Source organism: Eikenella exigua (assembly GCF_008805035.1).
In the GTDB taxonomy this organism is placed as follows: Bacteria; Pseudomonadota; Gammaproteobacteria; order Burkholderiales; family Neisseriaceae; genus Eikenella; species Eikenella exigua.
Genome location: NZ_CP038018.1, coordinates 96786 through 121037, shown reverse-complemented (window position 1 = coordinate 121037; position 24252 = coordinate 96786). Strand labels below are relative to the sequence as shown.

36 protein-coding genes are annotated in these 24252 nt (G+C 48.5%); 4 read left to right on the top strand and 32 right to left on the bottom strand.

Annotated features, from left to right (window positions below; translation table 11 throughout):
- Positions 1 to 77: 77 nt before the first annotated feature.
- The 29 genes from EZJ17_RS00675 to rplC form a co-directional block, all read right to left on the bottom strand.
- Entirely contained in the window at positions 78 to 269 is a 192-nt protein-coding gene (locus EZJ17_RS00675; RefSeq protein WP_067444107.1) for a zinc-finger domain-containing protein, read from the bottom strand.
- 633 nt (positions 270 to 902) lie between these two features.
- Positions 903 to 1289 carry a 50S ribosomal protein L17 gene (gene rplQ, locus EZJ17_RS00670; RefSeq protein ID WP_067444105.1) on the bottom strand — a complete coding sequence of 129 codons (387 nt, stop codon included), beginning with the start codon at positions 1287 to 1289 and terminating at the stop codon, positions 903 to 905.
- A 27-nt stretch (positions 1290 to 1316) separates the two neighbouring features.
- On the bottom strand, positions 1317 to 2294 hold the full coding sequence (locus tag EZJ17_RS00665; RefSeq protein ID WP_067442718.1) for a DNA-directed RNA polymerase subunit alpha: 978 nt from the start codon (positions 2292 to 2294) through the stop codon (positions 1317 to 1319).
- A 30-nt stretch (positions 2295 to 2324) separates the two neighbouring features.
- Entirely contained in the window at positions 2325 to 2945 is a 621-nt protein-coding gene (gene rpsD / locus EZJ17_RS00660; RefSeq protein ID WP_067442716.1) for a 30S ribosomal protein S4, read from the bottom strand.
- 17 nt (positions 2946 to 2962) lie between these two features.
- Entirely contained in the window at positions 2963 to 3358 is a 396-nt protein-coding gene (rpsK, locus tag EZJ17_RS00655; protein WP_067442714.1) for a 30S ribosomal protein S11, read from the bottom strand.
- Positions 3359 to 3371: 13 nt separating this feature from the next.
- The gene (rpsM, locus tag EZJ17_RS00650) at positions 3372 to 3737 is read right to left on the bottom strand and encodes a 30S ribosomal protein S13 (RefSeq protein WP_067442713.1); all 366 of its coding nucleotides are present in this window, start codon (positions 3735 to 3737) and stop codon (positions 3372 to 3374) included.
- A gap of 59 nt (positions 3738 to 3796) precedes the next feature.
- Positions 3797 to 3910: a 50S ribosomal protein L36 gene (gene rpmJ, locus EZJ17_RS00645; RefSeq protein ID WP_049259016.1), complete on the bottom strand. Its 114-nt coding sequence runs from the start codon at positions 3908 to 3910 to the stop codon at positions 3797 to 3799.
- Between the two features lie 19 nt (positions 3911 to 3929).
- Complete coding sequence (infA, locus tag EZJ17_RS00640; RefSeq protein ID WP_049259017.1) at positions 3930 to 4148, bottom strand: translation initiation factor IF-1; 219 nt, start codon at positions 4146 to 4148, stop codon at positions 3930 to 3932.
- 24 nt (positions 4149 to 4172) lie between these two features.
- The gene (gene secY / locus EZJ17_RS00635; protein WP_067442711.1) at positions 4173 to 5444 is read right to left on the bottom strand and encodes a preprotein translocase subunit SecY; all 1272 of its coding nucleotides are present in this window, start codon (positions 5442 to 5444) and stop codon (positions 4173 to 4175) included.
- A 49-nt stretch (positions 5445 to 5493) separates the two neighbouring features.
- The gene (rplO, locus tag EZJ17_RS00630) at positions 5494 to 5934 is read right to left on the bottom strand and encodes a 50S ribosomal protein L15 (protein ID WP_067442709.1); all 441 of its coding nucleotides are present in this window, start codon (positions 5932 to 5934) and stop codon (positions 5494 to 5496) included.
- Positions 5935 to 5940: 6 nt separating this feature from the next.
- Positions 5941 to 6126, bottom strand: a complete 186-nt coding sequence (rpmD, locus tag EZJ17_RS00625; RefSeq protein ID WP_082886608.1) for a 50S ribosomal protein L30 — start codon at positions 6124 to 6126, stop codon at positions 5941 to 5943.
- Position 6127: 1 nt separating this feature from the next.
- On the bottom strand, positions 6128 to 6634 hold the full coding sequence (gene rpsE / locus EZJ17_RS00620) for a 30S ribosomal protein S5 (RefSeq protein ID WP_067442707.1): 507 nt from the start codon (positions 6632 to 6634) through the stop codon (positions 6128 to 6130).
- Between the two features lie 30 nt (positions 6635 to 6664).
- Positions 6665 to 7018, bottom strand: coding sequence for a 50S ribosomal protein L18 (rplR, locus tag EZJ17_RS00615; RefSeq protein WP_067442706.1), 354 nt, complete (start codon positions 7016 to 7018; stop codon positions 6665 to 6667).
- A gap of 16 nt (positions 7019 to 7034) precedes the next feature.
- Positions 7035 to 7568, bottom strand: coding sequence for a 50S ribosomal protein L6 (gene rplF / locus EZJ17_RS00610; RefSeq protein WP_067442704.1), 534 nt, complete (start codon positions 7566 to 7568; stop codon positions 7035 to 7037).
- 33 nt (positions 7569 to 7601) lie between these two features.
- Positions 7602 to 7994 (bottom strand): 30S ribosomal protein S8, encoded by a 393-nt coding sequence (gene rpsH, locus EZJ17_RS00605; protein WP_003823814.1) that lies wholly within the window; start codon positions 7992 to 7994, stop codon positions 7602 to 7604.
- A gap of 18 nt (positions 7995 to 8012) precedes the next feature.
- Complete coding sequence (gene rpsN / locus EZJ17_RS00600) at positions 8013 to 8318, bottom strand: 30S ribosomal protein S14 (protein WP_049259020.1); 306 nt, start codon at positions 8316 to 8318, stop codon at positions 8013 to 8015.
- Between the two features lie 2 nt (positions 8319 to 8320).
- Positions 8321 to 8860 (bottom strand): 50S ribosomal protein L5, encoded by a 540-nt coding sequence (rplE, locus tag EZJ17_RS00595; protein WP_067442703.1) that lies wholly within the window; start codon positions 8858 to 8860, stop codon positions 8321 to 8323.
- A gap of 22 nt (positions 8861 to 8882) precedes the next feature.
- Positions 8883 to 9203, bottom strand: coding sequence for a 50S ribosomal protein L24 (rplX, locus tag EZJ17_RS00590; protein WP_067442701.1), 321 nt, complete (start codon positions 9201 to 9203; stop codon positions 8883 to 8885).
- An 11-nt stretch (positions 9204 to 9214) separates the two neighbouring features.
- A complete protein-coding gene (gene rplN, locus EZJ17_RS00585) occupies positions 9215 to 9583 on the bottom strand; it encodes a 50S ribosomal protein L14 (protein WP_067442699.1) in 369 nt (122 codons plus the stop codon).
- A 190-nt stretch (positions 9584 to 9773) separates the two neighbouring features.
- A complete protein-coding gene (gene rpsQ, locus EZJ17_RS00580) occupies positions 9774 to 10037 on the bottom strand; it encodes a 30S ribosomal protein S17 (protein WP_067442697.1) in 264 nt (87 codons plus the stop codon).
- A complete protein-coding gene (gene rpmC / locus EZJ17_RS00575; protein WP_067442820.1) occupies positions 10030 to 10227 on the bottom strand; it encodes a 50S ribosomal protein L29 in 198 nt (65 codons plus the stop codon). Before rpmC ends, rpsQ begins: the two co-directional genes overlap by 8 nt.
- A complete protein-coding gene (rplP, locus tag EZJ17_RS00570) occupies positions 10227 to 10643 on the bottom strand; it encodes a 50S ribosomal protein L16 (RefSeq protein ID WP_003823806.1) in 417 nt (138 codons plus the stop codon). Before rplP ends, rpmC begins: the two co-directional genes overlap by 1 nt.
- Positions 10627 to 11322 (bottom strand): 30S ribosomal protein S3, encoded by a 696-nt coding sequence (rpsC, locus tag EZJ17_RS00565; protein ID WP_067444103.1) that lies wholly within the window; start codon positions 11320 to 11322, stop codon positions 10627 to 10629. The genes rplP and rpsC overlap by 17 nt, the downstream gene beginning before the upstream one ends.
- A gap of 9 nt (positions 11323 to 11331) precedes the next feature.
- Positions 11332 to 11661, bottom strand: a complete 330-nt coding sequence (rplV, locus tag EZJ17_RS00560; RefSeq protein ID WP_064083613.1) for a 50S ribosomal protein L22 — start codon at positions 11659 to 11661, stop codon at positions 11332 to 11334.
- Positions 11662 to 11669: 8 nt separating this feature from the next.
- On the bottom strand, positions 11670 to 11945 hold the full coding sequence (gene rpsS, locus EZJ17_RS00555; protein WP_003823801.1) for a 30S ribosomal protein S19: 276 nt from the start codon (positions 11943 to 11945) through the stop codon (positions 11670 to 11672).
- 5 nt (positions 11946 to 11950) lie between these two features.
- Complete coding sequence (gene rplB, locus EZJ17_RS00550; RefSeq protein WP_003823800.1) at positions 11951 to 12784, bottom strand: 50S ribosomal protein L2; 834 nt, start codon at positions 12782 to 12784, stop codon at positions 11951 to 11953.
- A 5-nt stretch (positions 12785 to 12789) separates the two neighbouring features.
- On the bottom strand, positions 12790 to 13104 hold the full coding sequence (gene rplW / locus EZJ17_RS00545) for a 50S ribosomal protein L23 (protein WP_023887662.1): 315 nt from the start codon (positions 13102 to 13104) through the stop codon (positions 12790 to 12792).
- Positions 13101 to 13721, bottom strand: coding sequence for a 50S ribosomal protein L4 (rplD, locus tag EZJ17_RS00540; protein ID WP_067442694.1), 621 nt, complete (start codon positions 13719 to 13721; stop codon positions 13101 to 13103). Before rplD ends, rplW begins: the two co-directional genes overlap by 4 nt.
- Positions 13721 to 14365 carry a 50S ribosomal protein L3 gene (gene rplC / locus EZJ17_RS00535; protein ID WP_067442691.1) on the bottom strand — a complete coding sequence of 215 codons (645 nt, stop codon included), beginning with the start codon at positions 14363 to 14365 and terminating at the stop codon, positions 13721 to 13723. Before rplC ends, rplD begins: the two co-directional genes overlap by 1 nt.
- A 330-nt stretch (positions 14366 to 14695) precedes the next feature.
- On the opposite strand from rplC, the gene EZJ17_RS10485 reads away from it, so the two are divergent.
- The 3 genes from EZJ17_RS10485 to lysS all read left to right on the top strand — a co-directional run bounded on the left by EZJ17_RS10485 (position 14696) and on the right by lysS (position 17260).
- Positions 14696 to 15067, top strand: coding sequence for a class II glutamine amidotransferase (locus EZJ17_RS10485; RefSeq protein ID WP_067442689.1), 372 nt, complete (start codon positions 14696 to 14698; stop codon positions 15065 to 15067).
- 13 nt (positions 15068 to 15080) lie between these two features.
- On the top strand, positions 15081 to 15362 hold the full coding sequence (locus tag EZJ17_RS10480) for a class II glutamine amidotransferase (RefSeq protein WP_240746209.1): 282 nt from the start codon (positions 15081 to 15083) through the stop codon (positions 15360 to 15362).
- A 377-nt stretch (positions 15363 to 15739) separates the two neighbouring features.
- On the top strand, positions 15740 to 17260 hold the full coding sequence (lysS, locus tag EZJ17_RS00525) for a lysine--tRNA ligase (RefSeq protein ID WP_067442685.1): 1521 nt from the start codon (positions 15740 to 15742) through the stop codon (positions 17258 to 17260).
- A 559-nt stretch (positions 17261 to 17819) separates the two neighbouring features.
- On the opposite strand, the gene secA is transcribed toward lysS, so the two are convergent.
- A complete protein-coding gene (secA, locus tag EZJ17_RS00520; RefSeq protein WP_067442682.1) occupies positions 17820 to 20564 on the bottom strand; it encodes a preprotein translocase subunit SecA in 2745 nt (914 codons plus the stop codon).
- A 328-nt stretch (positions 20565 to 20892) separates the two neighbouring features.
- Here secA and EZJ17_RS00515 point away from each other — a divergent pair, with 328 nt between their 5' ends.
- The gene (locus EZJ17_RS00515; protein WP_067442680.1) at positions 20893 to 21360 is read left to right on the top strand and encodes a DciA family protein; all 468 of its coding nucleotides are present in this window, start codon (positions 20893 to 20895) and stop codon (positions 21358 to 21360) included.
- Positions 21361 to 21492: 132 nt separating this feature from the next.
- Here the strand turns inward: EZJ17_RS00515 and bioB are convergent, their stop codons facing one another.
- Together bioB and mnmE are read right to left on the bottom strand one after the other, a co-directional pair.
- A complete protein-coding gene (bioB, locus tag EZJ17_RS00510) occupies positions 21493 to 22581 on the bottom strand; it encodes a biotin synthase BioB (RefSeq protein ID WP_082888176.1) in 1089 nt (362 codons plus the stop codon).
- A gap of 237 nt (positions 22582 to 22818) precedes the next feature.
- A complete protein-coding gene (gene mnmE / locus EZJ17_RS00505; protein ID WP_067444099.1) occupies positions 22819 to 24186 on the bottom strand; it encodes a tRNA uridine-5-carboxymethylaminomethyl(34) synthesis GTPase MnmE in 1368 nt (455 codons plus the stop codon).
- Between the last annotated feature and the right edge of the window lie 66 nt (positions 24187 to 24252).

Here is a 24252-nt window from a genome sequence, read left to right as displayed (position 1 = left end):
AGGGATTCCTGTAGTAATGCTAAGAGAGCCAAGGCGGTAACAGTTGCGAACTGCCCCACTATACTAAAACCAGAGCGTTAGTGATGCCTACCTACTTCGCCGTTGAGCTGATAGATGCTGCCACAATACGAGCATTCGATGCTGCCGTTGGAGGTAATCGGCAAAAATACACGCGGTTGGCCATCCCAGGCTTCGTGCGTGGGGCCGCTGCAATGTAGAGGCAGATCAGCAGGCGGGATAACGATGGGAAGCTGTACTTGGTAGGGCATGGTGGGTATCCTTATTAGATAATTGGTGTGTTGGTTGCAGGAAAGCATTTTGTACACAGGGTTGCTAGCAAATTAGCCTAGTCTTGGCTATGTATTAGCTTGCTATACTGCCTTATATTGGGAATGTATTTAGCCGGCCGATTGGTGGATCTGGCTAACCTTAAGGGATTATACCGATGCTTGGATAGGAGGTGTAGCAGATAGCTATTGCGGGGGTAGATTAGTATCCGCAGCTGGAATACGAACAAAGCTGCCTGAAAATAGTGTGCCAATCATAAGAATTGAGAGCACTGAATAAACGGGATTAGTGTCCTGTCCATCAAGATAGGATGCTGCACCGAAGTTCAGCAAAAGTAGCGGAGTTGTGCATGATTCCAAATATGGGACGATTAGATTCAACGCCTTTCAGAAGAGAGCTTTGAAGAAAGAAGGAGTTGGCCATTTAATTGTTACATAAATAGAATATAAATTTAGTTTGCTTTGCCACACTCCTCTGTGCTGTCCGCAACTTACCACCTTGTCTCATCCCTATTTGGAACAAATATAAAGCTTAATTCAAAGCCCAACAAATAAAAAAGCCGAATTCTATGTAATCCACAGAATTCAGCTTTCAGCAACAGCTCAATCAAACAGTTATGCAGCCTCAGTATTTGAGTCTTCAGCGGCCAAATCGGTCAATTGCACCAATGCTAACGGCGCATTATCACCTTTACGGAAGCCATATTTCAAAATACGAACATAACCACCATTGCGGCTGGCAAAACGAGTACCCAACTCATCGAACAGTTTCACTACAACATCTCTGTCGCGAGTTCTGTTAAAGGCAGTACGACGATTAGCCAAAGAAGGCTTCTTACCCAAAGTAATCAAAGGCTCTACTACTCGTCTCAACTCTTTAGCCTTAGGCAGAGTAGTTACAATAGTTTCATGGGTTAAAAGCGAATTAGCCATATTACGCAACATCGCTGCACGATGGCTGCTTGTGCGGTTTAATTTGCGGTTGGCATTACCATGACGCATAATTTTATTATCCTTTTCAATTAAATATTAAGGCTTATCTAAACCAACAGGTGGCCACACATCCAATTTTGAGCCCAAGGTCAAGCCTTTTGAAGCCAATACTTCTTTAATCTCGTTTAAAGATTTTCTGCCAAGATTCGGGGTTTTCAGCAATTCGGTTTCGGTTCGCTGAATCAAATCACCAATATAGTAGATATCTTCAGCTTTCAAGCAATTCGCTGAACGAACAGTCAATTCCAAATCATCTACTGGGCGTAGCAGAATCGGGTCGATATGCGGAGCTTCTTCTTTAGACTCTTCAACCGGTGTCCCTTCCAAGTCAGCAAATACCGACATTTGATCAATCAGTATCCGAGCTGCTCGACGCACTGCCTCTTCCGGATCAATTGCACCATTGGTTTCAATATCTAAAACCAAACAATCCAAGTCCGTCCGCTGCTCCACACGAGCAGCCTGAACCTCAAAGCTAACACGATGAACAGGAGAAAAGTTGGCATCCAAATGAATAGCGCCAATTTGCTTGTGGTCATCATCCCTGCTACTAACAGTTTGATAGCCACGACCCTTTTCTACAGTAATTGTCAGTTCAATCTTGCCATTATCAGACAAGCGGCAAATAACATGTTCTGGATTAATTACTTCCACATCATGCGGCAATTCCAAATCAGCAGCAGTTACTACCCCACTACCTGATTTATTTAAGCTAACCTGGACCGAATCACGTCCCTGAAGCTTGAATACCACTCCTTTAATATTCAGCAATATGTCTACAACATCTTCCTGAACACCATCTAAAGTAGAATATTCATGCAGTGCACCGTCAATTACTACCTCTGTAGGTGCAAAACCATTCATTGATGATAGCAATATACGGCGCAACGCATTGCCTAATGTATAACCAAAACCCCGCTCAAATGGCTCCATAAAAACTTTTGCACGCGTTGCAGACAAAGCATCTACATCAATCTGTCGCGGCTTCAGAAATTCATAGGTGCTGTTTTGCATTTAACTGCCCCCTTTTTTGAGCCAATGAAATTATTTTGAGTAAAACTCAACCACTAACTGCTCGTTAATATCACTATACAAGTCAGCACGGTCAGGCATATTTCTAAATACGCCCTCTTGCTTATCGACATCTACAGAAACCCAGCTTGGCAAGCCAATTTGAGCAGCCAATTGCAATGATTCTTGGATACGAACCTGTTTTTTAGCTTTTTCCCGCACAGAGACAGTATCTCCCGCTTTTACCTGGAAAGACGGGATATTAACTACTTCGCCATTCACCAAAATTGCTTTATGGGATACCAACTGACGAGCTTCCGCACGAGTAGAACCAAAACCCATGCGATATACCACGTTATCCAAACGTGACTCAAGCAGCTGCAACAACAGCTCGCCAGTCGCACCCCTACGACGTGAGGATTCAGCAAAATAACGGCGGAACTGTCTCTCTAACACACCATATAATCTACGGATTTTTTGTTTCTCACGTAGCTGAATACCATAGTCAGATAAACGACCTCTTCTTGCACCATGCTGACCAGGAGCGTTTTCAAGTTTACATTTTGACTCAATAGGACGGCGCGCACTTTTCAAAAAAAGATCGCTACCTTCACGACGAGCTAATTTGCATTTAGGGCCAATATAACGTGCCATAAGTTAATTACTCCAGATTAAATACGACGTTTTTTAGGTGGACGACATCCATTATGAGGCAATGGAGTAACATCGGTAATACTTACAATCTTAAAACCGATAGCATTTAGAGAACGAACAGAAGACTCTCGACCAGGCCCAGGCCCTTTAATGCGAACTTCCAAATTTTTCACACCATATTCCTGCGCAGCCTTACCAGCTGCTTCAGCAGCTACCTGAGCGGCAAAAGGGGTGCTTTTACGAGATCCTTTAAACCCTGCACCACCAGATGTAGCCCAAGACAGAACATTACCCTGTCGATCAGTAATGGTAATTATAGTATTATTAAAAGAGGCATGAATATGGACAATACCATCATTCACTACTTTCCGTACTTTTTTACGCGCACGCGCAACTATAGTTGCTTTAGCCATTTAACTTAATCTCCTAACCCTTTTTGCCTGCAATTGCCTTACGAGGACCTTTTCTAGTACGGGCATTAGTCCTAGTACGCTGCCCACGACATGGCAAACCACGACGGTGACGAAACCCACGATAACAACCCATATCAACCAGTCGTTTGATATTCATAGTAATTTCACGACGCAGATCACCTTCAATTTCATACTGCGCAACCTGCTCACGCAAAGCATCTAACTGCCCCTCTGTCAAATCCTTTACCTTAATATCAGGAGCAATAGCTGCATTATTACAAATCAATTTTGCGCGACTGGCGCCAATACCATAAATTACCTGCAAACCAATTACAACATGGGCATTATTAGGAATATTCACTCCTGCAACACGAGCCATTCTTCGTTTCCTTTTAAGACGAAAAGCTACACAAGCATAGCATATTTTATTTTAAATAATTAGCCTTGTCGCTGTTTATGACGTGGATCTGTGCAGATCACTCTCACAACGCGATTGCGACGAATAACCTTGCAATTGCGACAAATCTTCTTTACCGATGGTTGAACACGCATTTATTTTCCTTTTCATGATTTAACGAGCTCGAAAAACGATACGAGCACGGGATAAGTCATAAGGTGTCATTTCTACAGTAACCTTATCACCAGGTGAAATCCGGATATAGTGCATTCGCATCTTCCCAGAAATATGTCCTAATACTTCATGGCCATTTTCCAGTTTAATTTTAAAAGTCGCATTAGGCAAAGTCTCCAATACCTCGCCCTGCATTTGTATAGTATCTTCTTTAGCCATAATCTCTTTACTTACATAGTACAATTACTTCTTAGCTGAACCTTTCCTCATTAAATGCTCATACTGCTGATTCATACGATAGGAAGCAACCTGAGTACCAAAGTCCATAGTAACAACAACCAAAATAAGAAGGGACGTTCCACCCAAATGAAATGGAATGCCGAGCACTCCCGTAACAAACTCTGGAATCAAGCAAATAATAGTTATATACAACGCACCAAAGAAGGTAAGGCGCATAACCACTTTTTCCAAATAATTTGAGGTTTGTTCACCTGGCCGAATACCTGGGACGAAAGCCCCACTTTTCTTCAAATTCTCAGCCATTTCTCTTGGGCTAAATACTAACGCAGTATAAAAATAGCAGAAGAAAATTATGGCCGCTGCAAATACTACCAAATATAAAGATTTACCTGGGGAAAGATTAGCAGCGATAAAATCAACAAATACATTACCATCCACTCTTTTATCCAACCACCCAATAATTTGAGACGGGAATAAAATTACGCTAGATGCAAAAATTGGAGGAATCACGCCTGCCATATTTATTTTAAATGGCAAATGGGTTTTCTGTCCTTGTACAATTCGGTTCCCGATTTGTCGACGCGCATAATGAATAGGAATCTTACGCTGAGCACTCTCAATATAAACAACTATATAGATCAGGCACAACCCACCGAACAATACAAAAAGAATTGCCCCGTAGCCACTAGCGCCAGTAATTGCCAGATTCAACAAGTTACTAACCGCGCTAGGGAGAGCAGCCACAATTCCTGCTGTAATTAATAATGAAACACCATTACCAATACCACGCTCAGTCATCTGCTCTCCAAGCCACATCAAGAATATGGTTCCGGTTACCAGACACGTAATTGTAGAAATGTAGAACTCTGACCGTCCAATCACTACAAGATCTGGTTGCTGATAAACAAACGCTGCCGCTGTAAATGCTTGTACTATCGCAACAATCAGAGTTCCCCAACGAGTATATTTGGTCAAAGCTCGGCGTCCCGCTTCCCCTTCCTTTTTCAAGGCCTTTAACGATGGTAGCACCTCAGCAACCAATTGAATAATAATAGATGCTGAAATATATGGCATAATTCCTATGGCAAAAATACTAAACCTCTCTAAAGAACCGCCAGAGAAGAGATTAAGCATCCCCAAGATACCGGCATTACCTTCCTTAAAACTATTAGCGAGTGCTGCGGCATTGACTCCAGGCACAGGAATATGAGCCCCTACCCTAAAGACGATAAGAGCCCCGAGCAAAAATAACAGGCGTCTTCTCAAATCATTCATTCTTGCTAAATTCCTAATTACAGCCACCTCTCGGTATTTTCAACAAATATCAAGACAACTCTACAACCCCACCAACAGCCTCAATAGCTGCCTGAGCACCTTTGGTAACCTTAACGTCGCCACGAACAGTAAGTACTTTAGCAATAGACCCAGTAGCAACCACTTTAACCGCGCTCACCTCAGAGTTTAATAAGCCGTTTTGTTTTAATGTTAGGATATCAACCTCTTTACCATTTACTTTATTCAAGTCAGACAAAGTAATAACTGCTGCTTTCAAAGAAGAGATTGGCTTAAAACCCCTCTTGGGAAGGCGGCGTTGAAGAGGCATCTGCCCGCCTTCAAAACCAACCTTATGAAATCCACCAGCACGGCTTTTTTGCCCTTTATGTCCACGACCACACGTTTTGCCAAGACCACTACCAATACCACGTCCAACACGACGCTTAACATGGATAGAGCCTGCAGATGGTTGAATTGTATTCAAAAACATAAATAATTAGCCCCCAACCTTCAAGAGATACCTTACTTTATTAATCATTCCACGATTTTCAGGAGTATCTAACACTTCAACTGAATGATGCCGATGGCGCAAACCCAAGCCCTGGACACACTGCCGATGAGATTTAACCGTACCAATCAAACTCTTAGTAAGCGTTACAATAATTGTCTTTTGCGTACTCATCTTAAACCCCTAACTCTTCCACAGACATACCGCGTTTAGCTGCCACCTCACTCGGGGTATATAATTTTACCAAACCGTCTAAAGTGGCTCGAACGATATTATATGGATTAGTAGAACCATGTACTTTTGCAGAAATATTATGAACCCCCATTGCTTCAAAAATTAGTCGCATTGGGCCACCGGCTTTTACACCACTACCTTCTTTTGCAGGCTGCATAAACACCTTTGTAGCACCATGTTTACCAACCACCTCGTGGTGAATAGTTCCATTATTCAATGATACCTTAATCATTGAACGTCTAGCCTGATCCATAGCTTTCTGAACCGCAGCAGGTACTTCTTTAGATTTACCCTTACCCATTCCGATACGGCCATCACCATCACCAACCACTGTCAGTGCTGAAAACGCCATGATTCGACCACCCTTAACCACCTTGGTGACACGATTAACGGCAACCATTTTTTCAATCAAGCCATCATTACGTTCTTCAATATCTTGCTTTGCCATTATCTGATCCTCAAATCTGTAACTATTATCCTAGAAATTCAGGCCATTTTCACGAGCGGCCTCTGCCAATGCTTTGACACGCCCATGATACTGAAAACCAGATCTATCAAAAGCAACTCTTTCAATACCTAATGCTTTAGCTTTTTCCGCAATTCTTTTACCCACTAAAGATGCAGCTTGAACATTACTGCATGAGTCTAAGCTTTTTCTTACCTCTGACTCTACTGTGGAAGCCTGAGACAAAACAATACCACCACTCGCATCAATTATTTGTGCGTAAATATGGTTATTACTTCGAAATACGCACAACCTAATCTCTCCAAGTTGCTTTATGCGCGCACGCGCTTTATGCGCGCGACGAGCTCTTCTAGTATACTTATCCATGAATGCAATTCCTTAGCTATTTTTTCTTTGCTTCTTTCAAAACTACCACTTCGTCCAAATAGCGTACACCCTTACCTTTATAAGGCTCAGGAGGTCGAAAACCACGAATTTCAGCTGCTACCTGCCCTACAATTTGCTTATTGGCGCCCTTCAGCGCTATCTCCGTGGGAGACGGCGTCTGAACAGACACACCTGCTGGCATATCATAAACAACAGGATGCGAGAATCCCAAAGAAAGATTTAAGGTAGAGCCCTGGGCCTGTGCACGATACCCCACACCAACCAACTGTAACCTTTTCTCAAATCCTTCAGCCAACCCTTTAACCATGTTAGCTGCAATCGCCCGAATAGTACCTGACATTGTATCTGCTTCTTTAGTATCAGTAACAGCAGAAAATACTAACTGCCCATCAGCAAACTGAACTGAGATGCTACTTGGCACCGCAACACTCAACTTGTCATTCTTATTCTTTATTACTAACTCACCAGCCCCAAGCTCAACATCAAGACCAGCAGGGACATGTACTGGATTTTTTGCTATACGAGACATTTTAAATAAAGCTCCTTAATTGGCTACTTAAAGTTAAGCCACAACGCACAACAACTCGCCACCCACACCTGCGGCAAGAGCCTTATGCCCAGTCATCACACCCTTGGATGTACTAACGATAGCAATACCCAACCCATTCATAACTCGCGGAATTGAATCTGCACCCTTATATACTCTTAAGCCGGGACGAGAAACTCTCTTAATTTGCTCAATTACCGGCTTTCCTAGGTAATATTTCAACTGAATTTCCAAAATGGGCTTCACACCTGAAGATACCGAAAAGCTATCAATATACCCTTCCTCCTGCAGAACTTTAGCAATTGCACATTTCACCTTAGAAGAAGGCATAGCAACGGAAGCTTTATTTGCACGCTGCGCATTACGAATGCGAGTCAGCATATCAGAAATAGGATCATGCATACTCATTACTATTTATCCTTAAATTTACCAGCTGGCCTTAATAACACCAGGAATCTCACCACGCATCGCAATCTCGCGAATCTTAGTACGCCCTAAGCCAAACTTACGGAAGGTGCCACGTGGTCGACCCGTTAAAGCACAGCGTCTTCTTTGACGAATAGGTGATGCATTTCGAGGAATAGCTTGAAGCTTTAAACGAGCCTCAAATCGCTCTTTATCACTTACCCCAGCATCATTAATTACTGCAAAAATTGCAGCCCTCTTTGCAGCATACTTTTTTGCAAGCGCAACGCGTTTAGCTTCTCGATTAATAAGAGCTTTTTTTGCCATGATTATCCCTTAAATGGAAATTTAAAAAGCGAAAGCAATGCTCTTGCCTCTTCATCCGTTTTCGCAGTAGTAGTAATCGTGATATTTAACCCACGAAGTGTATCAATTTTATCGTACTCAATCTCAGGGAAAATAATCTGCTCACGAACACCCATATTATAATTACCTTGACCATCAAAAGATTTACTATTCACCCCTCGAAAGTCTCTAACACGCGGCAAAGCTACAGAAATTAATCTATCCAAAAATTCAAACATCCTCTCCTTACGAAGAGTAACCTTGCAACCAACCGGATAGTCATCACGGATCTTAAACCCAGCAATTGATTTTCTAGCCAAAGTAACAACAGGCTTCTGCCCAGCAATTTTTTCCAAATCGCTAACAGCATGCTCCATCACTTTTTTATCAGCAACTGCCTCACCAACCCCCATATTTAATGTTATTTTTTCAATACGAGGAACCTCCATGATGGACTTATACCCAAACTGCGACATCAACGCAGGAACAACCGTCTCAATATAAAACTCTCTCAACCGTGCCATACCTAAATTTCCTTAGCTCAACTTAAGCCAACTCAGCACCATTAGACTTAAACACTCTCACACGTCTAACCTTGCCATTCTCATCAATCAACTTAATACCAACTCGATCCGCTTTCTGCGTCTCTTTGTTATAAATAGCGACGTTTGAAATGTGAATAGGCATATTTTTAACAACCACACCACCCTCAATATTACGCATAGGATTAGGCTTTTGGTGCCTCCTAACAAGATTCACTCCCTCAACAACCACCTTATCACCTAACAAACGGGTAACTTGCCCCTGCTTACCTTTATCTCTACCCGAGATAACAACAACATGATCGCCCTTAATAATTTTACTCATAATCTTATCTCTCAGATCACTTCAGGAGCCAACGAAACAATCTTCATAAACCGCTCAGTACGCAATTCACGCGTTACCGGCCCAAAAATGCGCGTGCCCATAGGCTCAAGCTTAGTATTCAGCAGTACAGCAGCATTATTATCAAATTTAATTAACGCACCATCTGCACGACGAATGCCTTTAGCTGTACGAACAACAACAGCATTATATACATCACCTTTTTTCACTCGGCCACGTGGAGCCGCATCCTTAACCGATACCTTAATAACATCACCAACGCTTGCATAACGGCGCTTAGAACCGCCAAGCACCTTAATGCACATAACGCGACGAGCACCAGAGTTATCAGCCACATCCAAAATAGTCTGCATCTGAATCATGTCATTACCTTTTTAAAACCAACTTAACCTATCATTAGTCTCAAATAGATGACCAGCATCTACCAAAATAGATCAGTTTTGGCCCCGACAGGGAGAAACTCCTAGGAAACTAGAAGCTAGAAAGGCGAGGAGTTTACAGCTTTTTCTTTCCTACTGCAAGACCTCGCCTACAAAAATACCAAAATTACAACTAAATTTCTTGAGACTTCTCAAGCAGGCTTTGGACAACCCATGACTTTGTCTTGGACAAAGGGCGACCCTCAGCAATTACCACCACATCACCCACTTTGCACTCATTTCGCTCATCGTGAGCGTAAATTTTAGTGGATCGCTGGATAATCTTACCATACAAGGGGTGTTTTACTCTGCGCTCAATCAAGACGGTTACTGTTTTATCCATCTTGTCGCTGATCACCCTACCTTGCAAAGTTCGAATAATTTTGGCATCACTCATTGCCAACCCCTTTCTCAGCTAACTTGGTTTTTACGCGAGCAATATCACGACGAACGCGCTTCAGCTCACTATTCTTGCTTAGCTGGCCAGTAGCATGTTGCATACGCAAACTAAATTGCGTCTTTAACAAACCAACCAGATCAGCCTCCAGCTGCTCCAATGATTTTTCTTTTAAATCAATCATTTTCATCATTTACCTACCTGCCTGGACACAAATGTTGTACGTATAGGCAATTTTGCAGCCGCTAAAGCAAACGCCTCTCTAGCCAAGGATTCTGATACTCCATCCATTTCATAGAGCACTTTGCCAGGCTTGATTTCAGCGACATAATACTCTACAGAGCCTTTACCGCCACCCATACGTACTTGGATTGGTTTTTCAGTAATAGGTTTATCTGGAAACACACGAATCCAAATACGCCCACCACGCTTAATATGACGAGTCATAGCACGTCGAGCCGCTTCAATCTGTCGAGCCGTTAATCTGCCACGACCAATTGCCTTCAAACCAAAATTACCAAAGCTGACATCATATCCATTAGTAGCGACACCAGTATTGCGACCTTTATGCTGCTTGCGATATTTCATTCTAACCGGCTGTAGCATGGCGGCCACCTCCTTTTCTACGCTTATTCTCAGTGTTGGTATTTTCCAACAACTGCCCAGTCTCGCCCTTATAAACCCATACTTTCAGGCCTATAACACCATAGGTGGTATGAGCCTCGCTAGTGGCATATTCAACAGCTGCTCGCAAAGTATGCAACGGCACACGACCCTCACGATACCACTCGCTACGAGCGATATCCGCGCCATTCAGACGCCCTGAAGTCATAATTTTGATACCTTTAGCTCCAGCACGCATAGCATTTTGCATAGCGCGCTTCATTGCGCGACGGAACTGTACACGTTTTTCCAACTGCTGAGCGATACCATCAGCAATAACTTGCGCATCCAATTCAGGTTTACGAATTTCTTCGATATTCACATGAACAGGAACACCAAGCAATTGGTGCAAATCTTGCTTCAATACCTCAATATCCTCGCCCTTTTTACCAATCACGACACCAGGGCGTGCAGTATGAATGGTGATGCGAGCAGATTTAGCCGGACGCTCAATCACTACGCGGCCTACTGAAGCATTAGCTAAGCGCTTATGCAAATAATCACGCACATCGATATCCTGCTTCAATACAGCAGCAAATTCTGTGCTCTTAGCAAACCACTTAGATGACCAGTCTTTATTTACAGCTAGGCGAAAGCCAGTTGGATGAATTTTTTGTCCCATAGCTTTTCCTTAGTTTCCTACTGTCACATTAATATGACACGTTTGTTTTTCAATACGGTTGCCACGACCTTTTGCCCGGGCACGGAATCGTTTTAAGCTCGGCCCCTTGTCCACAAAAATCGTTACAACTTTAAGCTCATCAATGTCAGCGCCTTCGTTATGCTCAGCATTAGCGATAGCAGACTCTAATACCTTTTTAATCAGCTCAGCACCTTTCTTTGTGCTAAATGCCAAAATATTAAGAGCTTGCTCTACCTCTTTGCCTCGAATTAAATCAGCAACTAACCGGGCTTTTTGAGCAGAAATACGGGCATTTTTATGTTGTGCAGATACTCTCATAATTCACCTTATTTCTGAGCCTTTTTATCAGCCAAGTGTCCTTTAAAAGTACGAGTAAGCGCAAACTCACCCAACTTATGGCCAACCATATTATCGCTAATAAACACAGGCACATGAGTGCGGCCATTATGTACCGCAATAGTCAACCCAATAAAATCGGGGAGAATTGTTGAGCGGCGAGACCATGTTTTAATAGGACGCTTATCATTACCGGCGCGAGCAGCATCAACCTTTTTCAGTAGGTGCAGATCGACATATGGACCTTTTTTCAATGAACGAGCCATATCAATTAACCTTTATTTGAATAGCGGCGACGAACAATCATATTGTCCGTACGCTTATTATTACGAGTTCGGTAACCCTTAGCCGGAGTACCCCATGGGCTGACAGGCTCACGAGCCTCACCGGTACGACCCTCACCACCACCATGTGGGTGATCCACAGGATTCATTACCACACCGCGGACGGTCGGACGAATACCACGCCAGCGATTAGCACCAGCTTTACCAATTTTCTTCAGACTTTGCTCTTCATTACCAACTTCGCCAACAGTGGCACGGCAATCGATATGGATCTTACGCACCTCACCTGAACGCAGACGAACTTGAGCGTAAACACCTTCTTTAGCCAGCAAAACCGCGGAAGCACCAGCTGAACGAGCAATCTGAGCACCTTTGCCAGGTTTCATCTCGATACAGTGGATGGTGGTACCAACCGGAATATTACGAATCGGCAAAGCATTACCAACTTTGATTGCAGCTTCTGCGCCAGAAACCAACACGGCACCCGCTTGGATACCGCGAGGAGCAATAATATAACGGCGCTCACCATCAGCGTAGCAAAGCAGCGCAATGAAAGCAGTACGGTTCGGATCGTACTCAATACGCTCAACTTTCGCAGGAATATTATCCTTATCGCGTTTAAAATCTACTACGCGGTAGTGATGTTTATGCCCACCACCTTTATGACGAGTAGTGATATGACCGTTATGGTTGCGGCCAGCGATAGAGTTTTTCTTCTCCACCAGCGGCGCATAAGGAGCACCCTTATGCAGACCCTCTGCAACCACGCGAACCATGCCGCGGCGGCCTGCAGAAGTCGGCTTCATTTTTACAATAGCCATAATATTTATTCCTTATCTGCAGCTGCTGCAACAGATTCCAAATCCAGCTCCTGTCCGGCAGCCAAGCTGACATAAGCTTTCTTCACATTACTGCGGCGACCCAGAGTGCGACCAAAACGCTTTACTTTCCCTTTGATTGCAACTGTAGTCACAGAGGCTACCTGAACACCAAACAACAATTCAACAGCAGCTTTAACTTCTGCCTTGGTTGCATCAGGCAACACTTTAAAAGTCATCTGGTTGCGTTTCTCAGCCAACAAATTGCTCTTTTCAGAAACAACAGGAGCCAAAATTACTTTCATCAAACGTTGTTGATTCATACCCATTGCTCCTCAAGTTGTGCAACCGCTTCCTTAGTTACCACTACTTTTTTATAGCGAAGCAAGCTGTACGGATCAATCTGCTGAGCTTCCAGAACCAACACATTTGGCAGGTTACGTGAAGACAGATATACGTTTTCGTCCAGCTGATTGGTAACAAACAAAACCTGCTCCATACCCAAATTTTTCACTTGCTCAGCAAAAGCTTTGGTTTTAGGAGTAGCAACAGACAGCTCTTCAATCACAAACAAGCGCTCATCACGCACCAACTGGGACAAAATAGTCGCCATACCGGCACGGTACATCTTACGATTAACCTTCTGAGTAAAGTTTTCATCGGGTTTGTTTGGAAACGCACGACCACCCCCTCTCCACAACGGAGAGGAAGACATACCAGCACGAGCACGACCTGTGCCCTTCTGACGCCACGGCTTTTTGGTGGAGTGTTTTACTTCAGCACGAGTCAGCTGTGCACGGTTACCAGAACGGGCATTTGCCAAAAAAGCAGTAACCAGCTGGTGGACCAATGCCTCGTTATACTCACGGGCAAACAGCGCATCGGAAGCAGCAAGGCTACCTGAAACCTGGCCTTTAGCATCAATTACTTTTAATTCCATTACGCACCTACTTTCATGCTGGGGCGAACAACCACATCACCATTGGCGGCACCAGGAACCGCACCCTTAACCAACAGCAGATTGCGTTCCGCATCCACACGAACCACTTCCAAACGCTGCACGGTCGCAGTGGTATTACCATACTGACCAGCCATACGTTTACCCGGGAACACACGACCCGGATCTTGGTTCATACCGATAGAACCAGGAACACGGTGAGAACGGGAGTTACCGTGAGAAGCACGTTGCGCACCAAAGTTATGGCGCTTGATAGTACCGGCAAAGCCCTTTCCTTTAGAGGTGCCGGTTACATCCACAAACTGGCCAGCTTCAAAAATAGCAACAGTTACTTCGTCGCCCACTTTCAATTCAGCCAATTTTTCTTCAGTCAAAGCAAACTCATGCAAACCACGACCTGCCTCAACACCCGCTTTCGCAAAGTGGCCGGCTTCCGCCTTGTTTACACGATTGACTTTCTTCTGACCAAAGGTAACCTGAACAGCAAAATAGCCGTCGGTATCTTTGGATTTTACTTGAGTGACGCGATTAGGAGACATTTCCAACACGGTTACCGGCACGGAAACACCTTGCTCAGTAAACACGCGAGTCATGCCCACCTTTCGCCCAACCAGACCTAAAGTCATGATTCTTCCTTATATAACAACGGGTCAGCTACGATTGGCCGACCTTTTGAACAAAACAAAAACTTGGCCAAAAATGCCAAGATACTAACTATACTATATTTTCACCAAAACTTTCAAGTAGAACCTTTGCCTTAATCCCACACAGTAAGGCTACCTGAAATTAATGCATGCCTTCCAAATGCAAGCATATAGCCACGCGTTATATCGACATGGCAACAGAACAGGTTTCAGGTAGCCTCAAGGCCGTTGTTAAAATAACCATAGCGGCATAACGCCTGCCAGTTTCACCAACTAATCTCGAGGAACTCATCATGTACAGCTTGGGGGGGCATGAACTGCAACACCCCAATCGACATCGTTTTCTCCTTTGAAGAATTCCGCTTGTGCGGCAGGCCTACCGATCGACACGACGATAAGCCCTGCGCCAACTCGCCGATGGCCGAGTTTGTGGTAAAAACCTACCAAATCAAATCCACCAACGTCATCGCCCACATCCGCAAGGCTACCCAAGGCAGCGTCGGCCTGGCCAACACCCACCCCTTCATCCGCGAAATATTGGGCAAATACTGGCTGTTTGCCCACAACGGCCACCTTGGTGGTTTCCAACCTAAAGAAGGCAAATACTACCGCCCCATCGGCAGCACTGACTCCGAACGTGTTTTCTGCTTTATATTAACTGGAGCAACTGCACAGCCGTTTTGAGCACAAACTGCCGATGGGCAGACTATTTACCGAAGTGGCCACATTCACCGCCCAAATCCGCCATCACGAATTATTCAATTTCATGCTGTCCAACAGAGAAATCCTGTTTGCCCACGCCAGCACTCTGCTGTATTACATCATCCGTATCATCCGCCCCCCCTTTCGGCGAAGCGCACCTTATCGACAACGACGTAACTGTAGATTTCGCCGCGGCGACTACGCCCACGACTGCGTGACCATTATTGTCACACAACCCCTGACCGCCAACGAACCCTGGACACGAATGCCCCGATAACCCGCGCTACCTCAGCCAACAAAAGGCTTGGCCATCGCCCGCGCTGCCGACATGGCCGCATAAATCCTTTCGCGCCGCAATAATCTAGTTGTTCTGCAGACAGATTGTTTTCATTATTGCCACACCTCAAGCATTAACACTTGAAAAAATTTTGATTTACCCGCTTGACATACACCTCGCCTTTCCTTTACTTTACAGCCATGCCTTTGCGTAAAGCTGCGAGGTTTGCCGCAAATGAATGTACAAACATTGATCCTCGTCAACCTCACGGTAAGGGCGATTGATGCAACGGCATCTTCAGAAATGAAGTTCTTCAACCACAGAGACAGGCCGTCTGCCCGAGACCGCTGCTTCTCATTAATATATGGATGGATATCATGAATGAATCTCAACATACCGACACCCCCCAATTAGACGAAAGTCAGGTCATGGCAGTTCGTCGCGAGAAATTGGCAGAAATCCGCAAGCATGGCGTAGCATTCCCGAACGACTTCCGCCGCAATGCTTTTGCTGGTGACCTGCAGAGCCAATACGGCGAACTGTCTAAGGAAGAGTTGGAAGAAAAGAACGTAACCGTCAAGGTAGCCGGCCGCATGATGCTGCAACGCGATATGGGTAAGGCCAGTTTCGCCACCCTGCAAGACGTTTCCAGTCAAATCCAGCTCTACGTAAATGACCAAGGTGTTGGTGAGAAGATTCACGAAGAGTTCAAGCACTGGGACTTGGGCGATATCCTCGGCGCAGAAGGCGTGCTGTTTAAAACCAACCACGGCGAGCTGACCGTACGCGTAAGCCAAATCCGCCTGTTGGCCAAAGCCCTGCGCCCCCTGCCTGATAAAGTGCACGGCCTGAAAGACCAGGAAACCCGCTACCGCCAGCGGTATGCCGATTTGATCGTAAACGCCGAATCGCGCGAAGTCTTCAAAAAACGCGGCCGCATCATCCAAACCATTCGCAACTTCATGACTGGCGAACAGTATCTTGAAGTGGAAACCCCGATGATGCACCCGATTGCCGGTGGTGCAGCAGCCCGTCCGTTCGTTACCCACCACAACGCGCTGGACATCCCGCTGTTTATGCGAATTGCTCCCGAGCTCTATCTGAAACGTTTGGTGGTAGGCGGTTTCGAACGCGTGTTTGAAATCAACCGTAACTTCCGTAACGAAGGCGTGTCTGCCCGCCACAACCCCGAGTTCACCATGATGGAGTTCTACGAGGCATTCTCCGACTACCACCGCATGATGGACATGACAGAAGGCGTGATCCGCGCTTGCGCCAACGCCGTTTGCGGCAGCCTGCACGTTCCTTACAACGGCAAAGAAGTGGATCTGGAAAAACGCTTTGACCGCCTCACCATCGTGGACGCGATCAAAAAATACAATCCGCACTACACCGACGAGCAGCTGAACGATGAAGAATGGCTGAAAAAAGAAGTGGTGAAACACGGCGAAGACCTGCCTGCCGCCCCAGGCATCGGCAGCCTGCAGCTGGCCTTGTTTGAAGGCTGCGCCGAAGGCAAGCTGTGGAACCCCACCTTCATCATCGACTATCCGGTTGAAGTGTCTCCCTTGGCTCGTGCTTCCGATACCAATCCGAAGCTCACCGAACGTTTCGAACTGTTTGCAGTAGGCCGCGAGCTGGCCAACGGCTACTCAGAGCTGAACGACCCGGAAGACCAGGCTGATCGCTTCAGATCACAAGTGGCTCAGAAAGAAGCCGGCGACGACGAAGCCATGAACTACGACGCCGACTACATCCGCGCCATGGAATACGGCCTGCCGCCCACTGGTGGCTGCGGTATCGGTATCGACCGCTTGGTAATGTTGCTGACCAACGCCCCGAGCATCCGCGACGTTATCCTGTTCCCGCATATGCGTCCGGAAGAAGGCCAGAACTAATCCTTCAGGCTTAATCAAAGGCTACCTGAAATTTCAGGTAGCCTTTTTATTGGCCGCTGCGCTTGTGAAGGCTACCTGAAAAATAGCTCTTTTCTGACAGTCTTCAACATTACAGCAGCAAGCTGTTTCTTCGCACCTGCGAAGAAATGAAACCGGGCAGCAAGTCTCCGACAGTAAAGACAGTGCAACAAGTCTAGGGAACACTGCATTCTTTAAGAATACCAATAAAGTTTACCACCTGCCGATACATCCGCCATCACAGGCTACCTGAGACCGCTCAGTAACAGGTAATGCCAATCCATCACGCTCAATAGCTTTTAGGTAGCCTGTTCAACCAAGAAGGCTACCTGAAAACATCTTCCTCAAAAAACATAGAGAATGATAACAAGACTGCGCTACTGCATTGGCTCATCTAGCCGAACTGCTTGCACATCCACCCCGCCCGCCTTGTTCCACACTTTTTAACCCACTATAAATCCTACCACTCCAAACAAAAGGCTACCTGAAACCCTGTATCCGGTTTTCAGGTAGCCTTTGATACCCAATTTAAACGGGCTGTTTAGCTCAATTTGCCGTGGCACTGTTTGTAGCGCAGGCCGCTGCCGCAGGGGCAGGGGTCGTTGCGGTGTACCATTTGGCCGCGGGCAGCCAGGGCTTCGGGGCTGAAGTCGTCTTCGGCAAAATCAGCGGCTTCGGCGGCGTTGCCATTGGCAGCCAGGTAAGTGATGTCCGGTGCCGGCGCATGCGTTTCTTGATAAGCTATTTGCGCGGGCGCACTTTCCTCGGCCACCGGCTCGTTCATCTCGAAGCGAACTTGCGACAGAAGCTTGGCGGTTTCGCCGCGAATGCTCTGCCACAAGTTTTGGAACATCTCGAAGGATTCCATTTTGTATTCCTGCTTCGGATTCTTCTGAGCATAGCCGCGCAGGTGGATGCCTTGGCGCAGATAGTCCATAGCAGAAAGATGTTCGCGCCACTGGCTGTCCATCACTTGCAGGAAGATATTGCGCTCAAACTGACGCATCAACCCGGCACCGACCATTTCGGTTTTAGCGGCATAGTCGTCTTGCGCCAGTTTCCAAGCACGCTCTTTCACGTCTTGGTTGTCGAGGGTGGGGTCTTGCTTGAGCCACTCGGCCACCGGAGCATGAATGTGGAAGTCGGCAAACAGCTGCTTCTCCAGCGCCACCAAATCCCACTGCTCTTCGATGCTGTCGGCGGGCATATACAAATCAACCAAGTTATCGAGCGCTTCTTGGCGCATCTCGGTCATCATGGCAGAGTTGTCTTCGGTTTCCAGCACTTCGTTGCGGCGGCTGTAGATAACCTTGCGCTGGTCGTTGGCCACGTCGTCGTATTCCAGCACTTGTTTACGCATGTCGAAGTTGCGGCCTTCCACTTTGCGTTGGGCGCTTTCAATCTGACGGGTAAGCAAATTGGCTTCAATCGGCACACCACGTTCCGGCGCCAGTTTATCGAGCAAGGCAGCGTGGCGGTCGAGTGCGAAGAGGCGCAGCAGCGGGTCTTCAAACGAGAGATAGAAGCGGCTGGAGCCGATATCGCCCTGACGGCCGGAACGGCCGCGCAACTGGTTGTCGATACGGCGGCTTTCGTGGCGCTCGGTGCCGACAATATGCAGGCCACCGGCAGCGATCACACGATCGTGCTCCTCCTGCCAGCCATCTTCCAGTTCTTTGATGCGGGCGGCTTTTTCCTCTTCGCTCAAATCCGGATTGTTACGGATGATGTGGCTGAGGTGTTTCACGTTGCCGCCGAGCACGATGTCGGTGCCGCGGCCGGCCATATTGGTGGCCACGGTAATCATGCCGGTTTTGCCTGCCTGCGCCACGATATCGGCTTCGCGGGCGTGCTCTTTGGCGTTCAAAACGTTGTGTGCCAAGCCGGCGCGGGAGAGCATGTTAGACACCAGCTCGGAGTTTTCAATGCTGGTGGTGCCCACCAGTATAGGCTGGCCTTTGGCATGGCGCTCTTTAATATCGGCCACCACGGCTTCGAATTTCTCTTCGGCAGTACGGAACACTTGGTCGTTGAAGTCTTTGCGGATCATCGGCCGGTTGGTCGGGATGATCACGGTTTCCAAGCCGTAGATGCTTTGGAACTCGTAGGCTTCGGTGTCGGCGGTACCGGTCATGCCGGAGAGTTTGCTGTAGAGGCGGAAGTAGTTTTGGAAGGTAATAGAAGCCAAAGTTTGGTTTTCTTGGCGGATTTCCACACCTTCTTTGGCTTCCACGGCCTGATGCAGGCCTTCCGACCAGCGGCGGCCGGTCATCAAGCGGCCGGTGAATTCGTCCACAATCACGATTTCGCCGTCTTGCACCACATAATGCTCGTCCAAGTTAAACAGACTGTGGGCGCGCAGAGCAGCCATCAGGTGGTGCATCAGGGCAATGTTGGCGGTGGAATAGAGCGAATCGCCTTCTTGCAGCAGGCCCATTTTGGTGAGGATTTGCTCGGCATGTTCGTGGCCAGCCTCGCTGAGCAATACGGTGCGATTTTTCTCATCCACCCAATAATCGCCCTCACCCTCTTCTTCTTTCTGGCGCACCAGTTGGGCGGGCACTTTATTCATCACCAAATACAAATCAGTGTTGTCGTCGGCCTGGCCGGAGATGATGAGCGGAGTACGGGCTTCGTCGATCAGAATGGAGTCCACTTCGTCCACCACGGCGAAGTTCAGCTCGCGCTGCACTTTGTCGCTCAGCTGGTGCACCATATTGTCGCGCAGGTAGTCGAAGCCGAACTCGTTGTTGGTGCCGTAGGTGATGTCGGCGTTATAGGCTTCGTGCTTGGAGGCCTGATCCATATTGGCCACAATCACGCCCACTTTCATGCCCAGGAAATTGTAGAGCGGGCCCATGATATCGGCATCGCGGGAGGCAAGGTAGTCGTTTACCGTTACCACGTGCACGCCTTTGCCGGCAAGCGCGTTCAGATACACGGCCAAAGTGGCCACCAGGGTTTTACCCTCGCCAGTGCGCATTTCGGCAATTTTGCCTTGGTGCAACACCATGCCGCCGATGAGCTGCACATCAAAATGGCGCATGCCCAGCGTACGACGAGAGGCTTCGCGGCACACCGCAAAGGCTTCTTCCAAAATATCATCCAAGCTTTCGCCTTGGGCGAGCCGTTGTTTGAATTCTGCGGTTTTGGCTTGCAGCGCCGCATCGTCGAGCTGCTGGATATCTTTTTCCATGCCGTTGATGCGTACCACGGATTTGCGGTATTGTTTCAGAAGCCTGTCGTTGCGGCTGCCGAACACTTTCTTGGCCAATGAAGTAATCATAAAATATTTAATCCCTTATGCGGTATTGCTGTTGCCCTGTGTGCTCGATTCAAACCGCGGCAGCACTGCCCGCCGGCTTATTCCGGTTCAAATCTAATCCACTGCGATAGTAAAATAACGGGTAATTCTAGCATAATCAAACCTGTTCGCGCTTAGGAATATGGCTCGCCCTGGCAGGATTTCAAGCGCATCGGGCAGGCTTTTTTGCTTGCAGCGGCAGTTTGCCTGTTTTCAGGTAGCCTCTTCCCGCACTATCAACGATAATGTTTTGAGGTACAGCCTGCCTGCTTTGATTTTGCCCAACCACACTTTCAGGTAGCCTTTAATTATGTCCGACCTCAACCGCCTCAACCCCGGCCGCCACAGCCTGCACAGCCACGACAACCTCAGCCGTGGCGAATCGCTGCTACACGATTTAATCGTACGGGCCGAGAGCTGGCGGCATGCCGCCCAAGCACTGGAAGCACGGCTACCGGCCAAGCTGCAACAGCATTGCCGGGCGGTACGGGTGCGCGAAGGGGTTTTGGTTTGGTATGCAAGCAACAATATGGCAGCGGCACGGCTGCGGATGCTCGCGGCGGGACTGCTGCCGGCTTGGCGAGCGGTGTGCCCGGAGGTGCGCGAAGTGCAGGTAAAAATCAGCCCGCCGGAGCAGGAGCGTCCAAAAGAAAAACAGGCCAAACTGAGCCGCACCGCTGCCGAACAATGCTTAGCGGCAGCGGATGATTTGGCGCACCACCCAGAGCTGGCGGCGGCGCTGCGGCACTTGGCAAGGCATGCAGAGGAAGACGAATAAGGCCGCTATCGGTTGGCAGCCAACGGTAGCAAATATTTTTTCAGGTAGCCTCTCCCCCACACATAAAAACAGCATGACATAAAATCATGCTGTTTTCTTGTTTCCCACTTCAGGCTACCTGAAAGCTTACACTCAATGCGCACAGCCGCAATGTCCCCCGCCGCAACCACCGGCTGCGTGGTGGTTTTCAGGTAGCCTTTCCACCGCCTCACCGGTTTCGGCATGGTATGACAGCGGCACCAAATCCAGCTTGGCCATCAGCAGGCGGTCGCCGTCTTCATCGAGGTTTTCCGTGGTTAAGAGCTTGTCGCCGTAAAAAATCGAGTTCGCGCCTGCCATAAAACACATCGCCTGCATGGATTCAGGCATATTGCTGCGCCCGGCAGAAAGGCGAACGAAACTGTGCGGCATGGTAATCCGCGCCACGGCAATGGTGCGAACGAATTCCGTCCAATCCAAATCTTCGGCATCGGCCAGCGGCGTGCCTTCCACTTTCACCAGCTGGTTAATCGGCACGCTTTCCGGCTGCGGGTCGAGGTTGGCGAGGCTGGCAATCAGCCCGGCGCGCTCGGCGCGGGTTTCGTTCATGCCCACAATGCCACCACAGCAGATTTTCAGGCCGGCGTTGCGCACCTTGCCCAAGGTGTCCATGCGGTCTTCGTGTTTGCGGGTGTGGATGATGTCGTTGTAGCGCTCGGGGTCGGTGTCGAGGTTGTGGTTGTAGTAGTCCAGGCCGGCTTTTTTGAAGTCTTCCGCCATGCCGTCTTCCAGCATACCGAACGTGCCGCAGGTCTCCATGCCCAAACCCTTCACGGCTTTGATGATTTCGGACACCACCGCCACATCTTTCGGCTTCGGCCCGCGCCATGCCGCACCCATGCAGAAACGGCTGGCACCGCGCGATTTGGCGATTTTGGCTTTTTCCACAATTTCGCCCACATCCATCATCTGCTCTTTGCCCAGATTGGTGTTGTGGTGCGCCGATTGCGGGCAGTAGGCGCAGTCTTCCGGGCAGCCGCCGGTTTTGATGGAAAGCAGGGTGGAAAGCTGGATTTCGCGCGGATTGAAATTTTGGCGGTGGATTTCGGCGGCACGGAATACGAGGTCGAGAAAGGGCAGCCCGAACAAGGCTTCAACATCGCATTTTTTCCAATACTGCGCAGTGGGATGCGGCTTAGGCTCGGATTGACGGCGCAAAGCCACCGGGGAGAGGGTGGTCATAGGAGTGTTCCTTCAATAAGAGTTTGCGGCGGCGCAATGTCGCCGACGGGCAACGCCGGGTCGCAATGTCCACGGCCTGCCCTGACTGGTCGGAATCTTTGTCCCGAAGGCGGCAAGTGTAGCCAAAAACCAAACGGCAGGCTACCTGAAACATTCAAATCCCGTTTCAGGTAGCCTTTTCATTACAGCATTCGGGAAACAAGCCCGCACGTACGGTTTATTCGCCTTCCAACCGCTCTATTTGCCGATACAGAAGCGGCTGAAAATCACGCCCAGGAGATCGTCGGCGTTGAATTCGCCGGTGATGGTATTGCAGGTGTTTTGTGCCAGGCGCAGGTGTTCGGCGAAGAGTTCGAGCTGGTGGCGACCACACAGGGCGGCAAGTTCGAGCTCGGATTGGGCGGCTTCCAGCGCGCGCAGGTGGCGGCTGCGGGCGAGAAACAGGCTTTCGCTTTCGCCCTGCCAGCCGATTTGCCGCAGCAGCGCCTGTTTGAGCAAATCTAGCCCGGCACCGTTTTTGGCGGAAAGTTTGATCAGGGTGTCGGCGCCGCTGGGTTGGCCGCTTTGCCCGCGGCTTTCCGCCGCTTCGCCGCTGAGGTCGATTTTATTGCGGATTTCAATGCGTTTGAGCCCGGGCGGCAGCTGGGCGAGGATTTTACAGGTAGCCTCGTTCAGCCCTTCGTTCGGGTCGATGAGAATCAAGGCCACATCGGCCTGCTGCACGGCCTGGCGGCTGCGCTCAATGCCGATTTGCTCTACCGGGTCGGTAGTATCGCGCAGCCCGGCGGTGTCGATGATGTGTACGGGGATACCTTCGAGCGTAATCTGCTCGCGCACGGTATCGCGGGTGGTGCCGGCGATGTCGGTTACGATGGCGATGTCGTCGCCTGCCAAGGCGTTGAGCAGGCTGGATTTGCCCACGTTGGGCGCGCCCACCAGCACCACGTTCATGCCTTCGCGCAAAATCGCACCCTGCTCGGCCTGGGCGAGCACTCGGGCAAGACGCTTTTGCAAGGCGGCAAGGCGCTCATCCACCTTGGCTTCGGCCAGGAAATCGATGTCTTCTTCGGGGAAATCCAGCATGGCTTCCACCAGCATGCGCAGGGTGATAAGCTCGTCCACCAGCTCGTAAATCTGCTGGGAAAACGCGCCTTTGAGCGAACGCACTGCCAGGCGGGCGGCGGATTGACTGGCGGCATCGATAAGGTCGGCCACGCTTTCGGCCTGCGCCAAATCGAGCTTGCCGTTTAAGAAGGCGCGCTTGGTGAATTCGCCCGGCTCGGCCGGCTGCGCGCCCAGATCGAAGCAGCGTTGCAGCAGCATCTGCAACACCACGCGCCCGCCGTGGCCGTGCAGCTCGATCACGTCTTCGCCGGTGAAGCTGGCGGGAGCGGGGAAATAGAGCAGAAGGCCGTTATCGATGGTTTCGCCGGCGGCATCAACAAAATCGGTGAGGAGCGCACGGCGCGGCTGCGGGGTTTTGCCGCCGCTGATTTGCTGCGCCAGCGGCAGCAGCTGCTTGCCAGAAAGCCGGATAACGCCCACCCCGCCCTGCCCGGCGGCAGTGGCGATGGCGGCGATGGTGGGAGTGGATGGCGATGACATAAGGCTACCTGAACCGTAAAAATAAAAAGCAATATAACACAACCACAAAAGGCTACCTGAAAACTT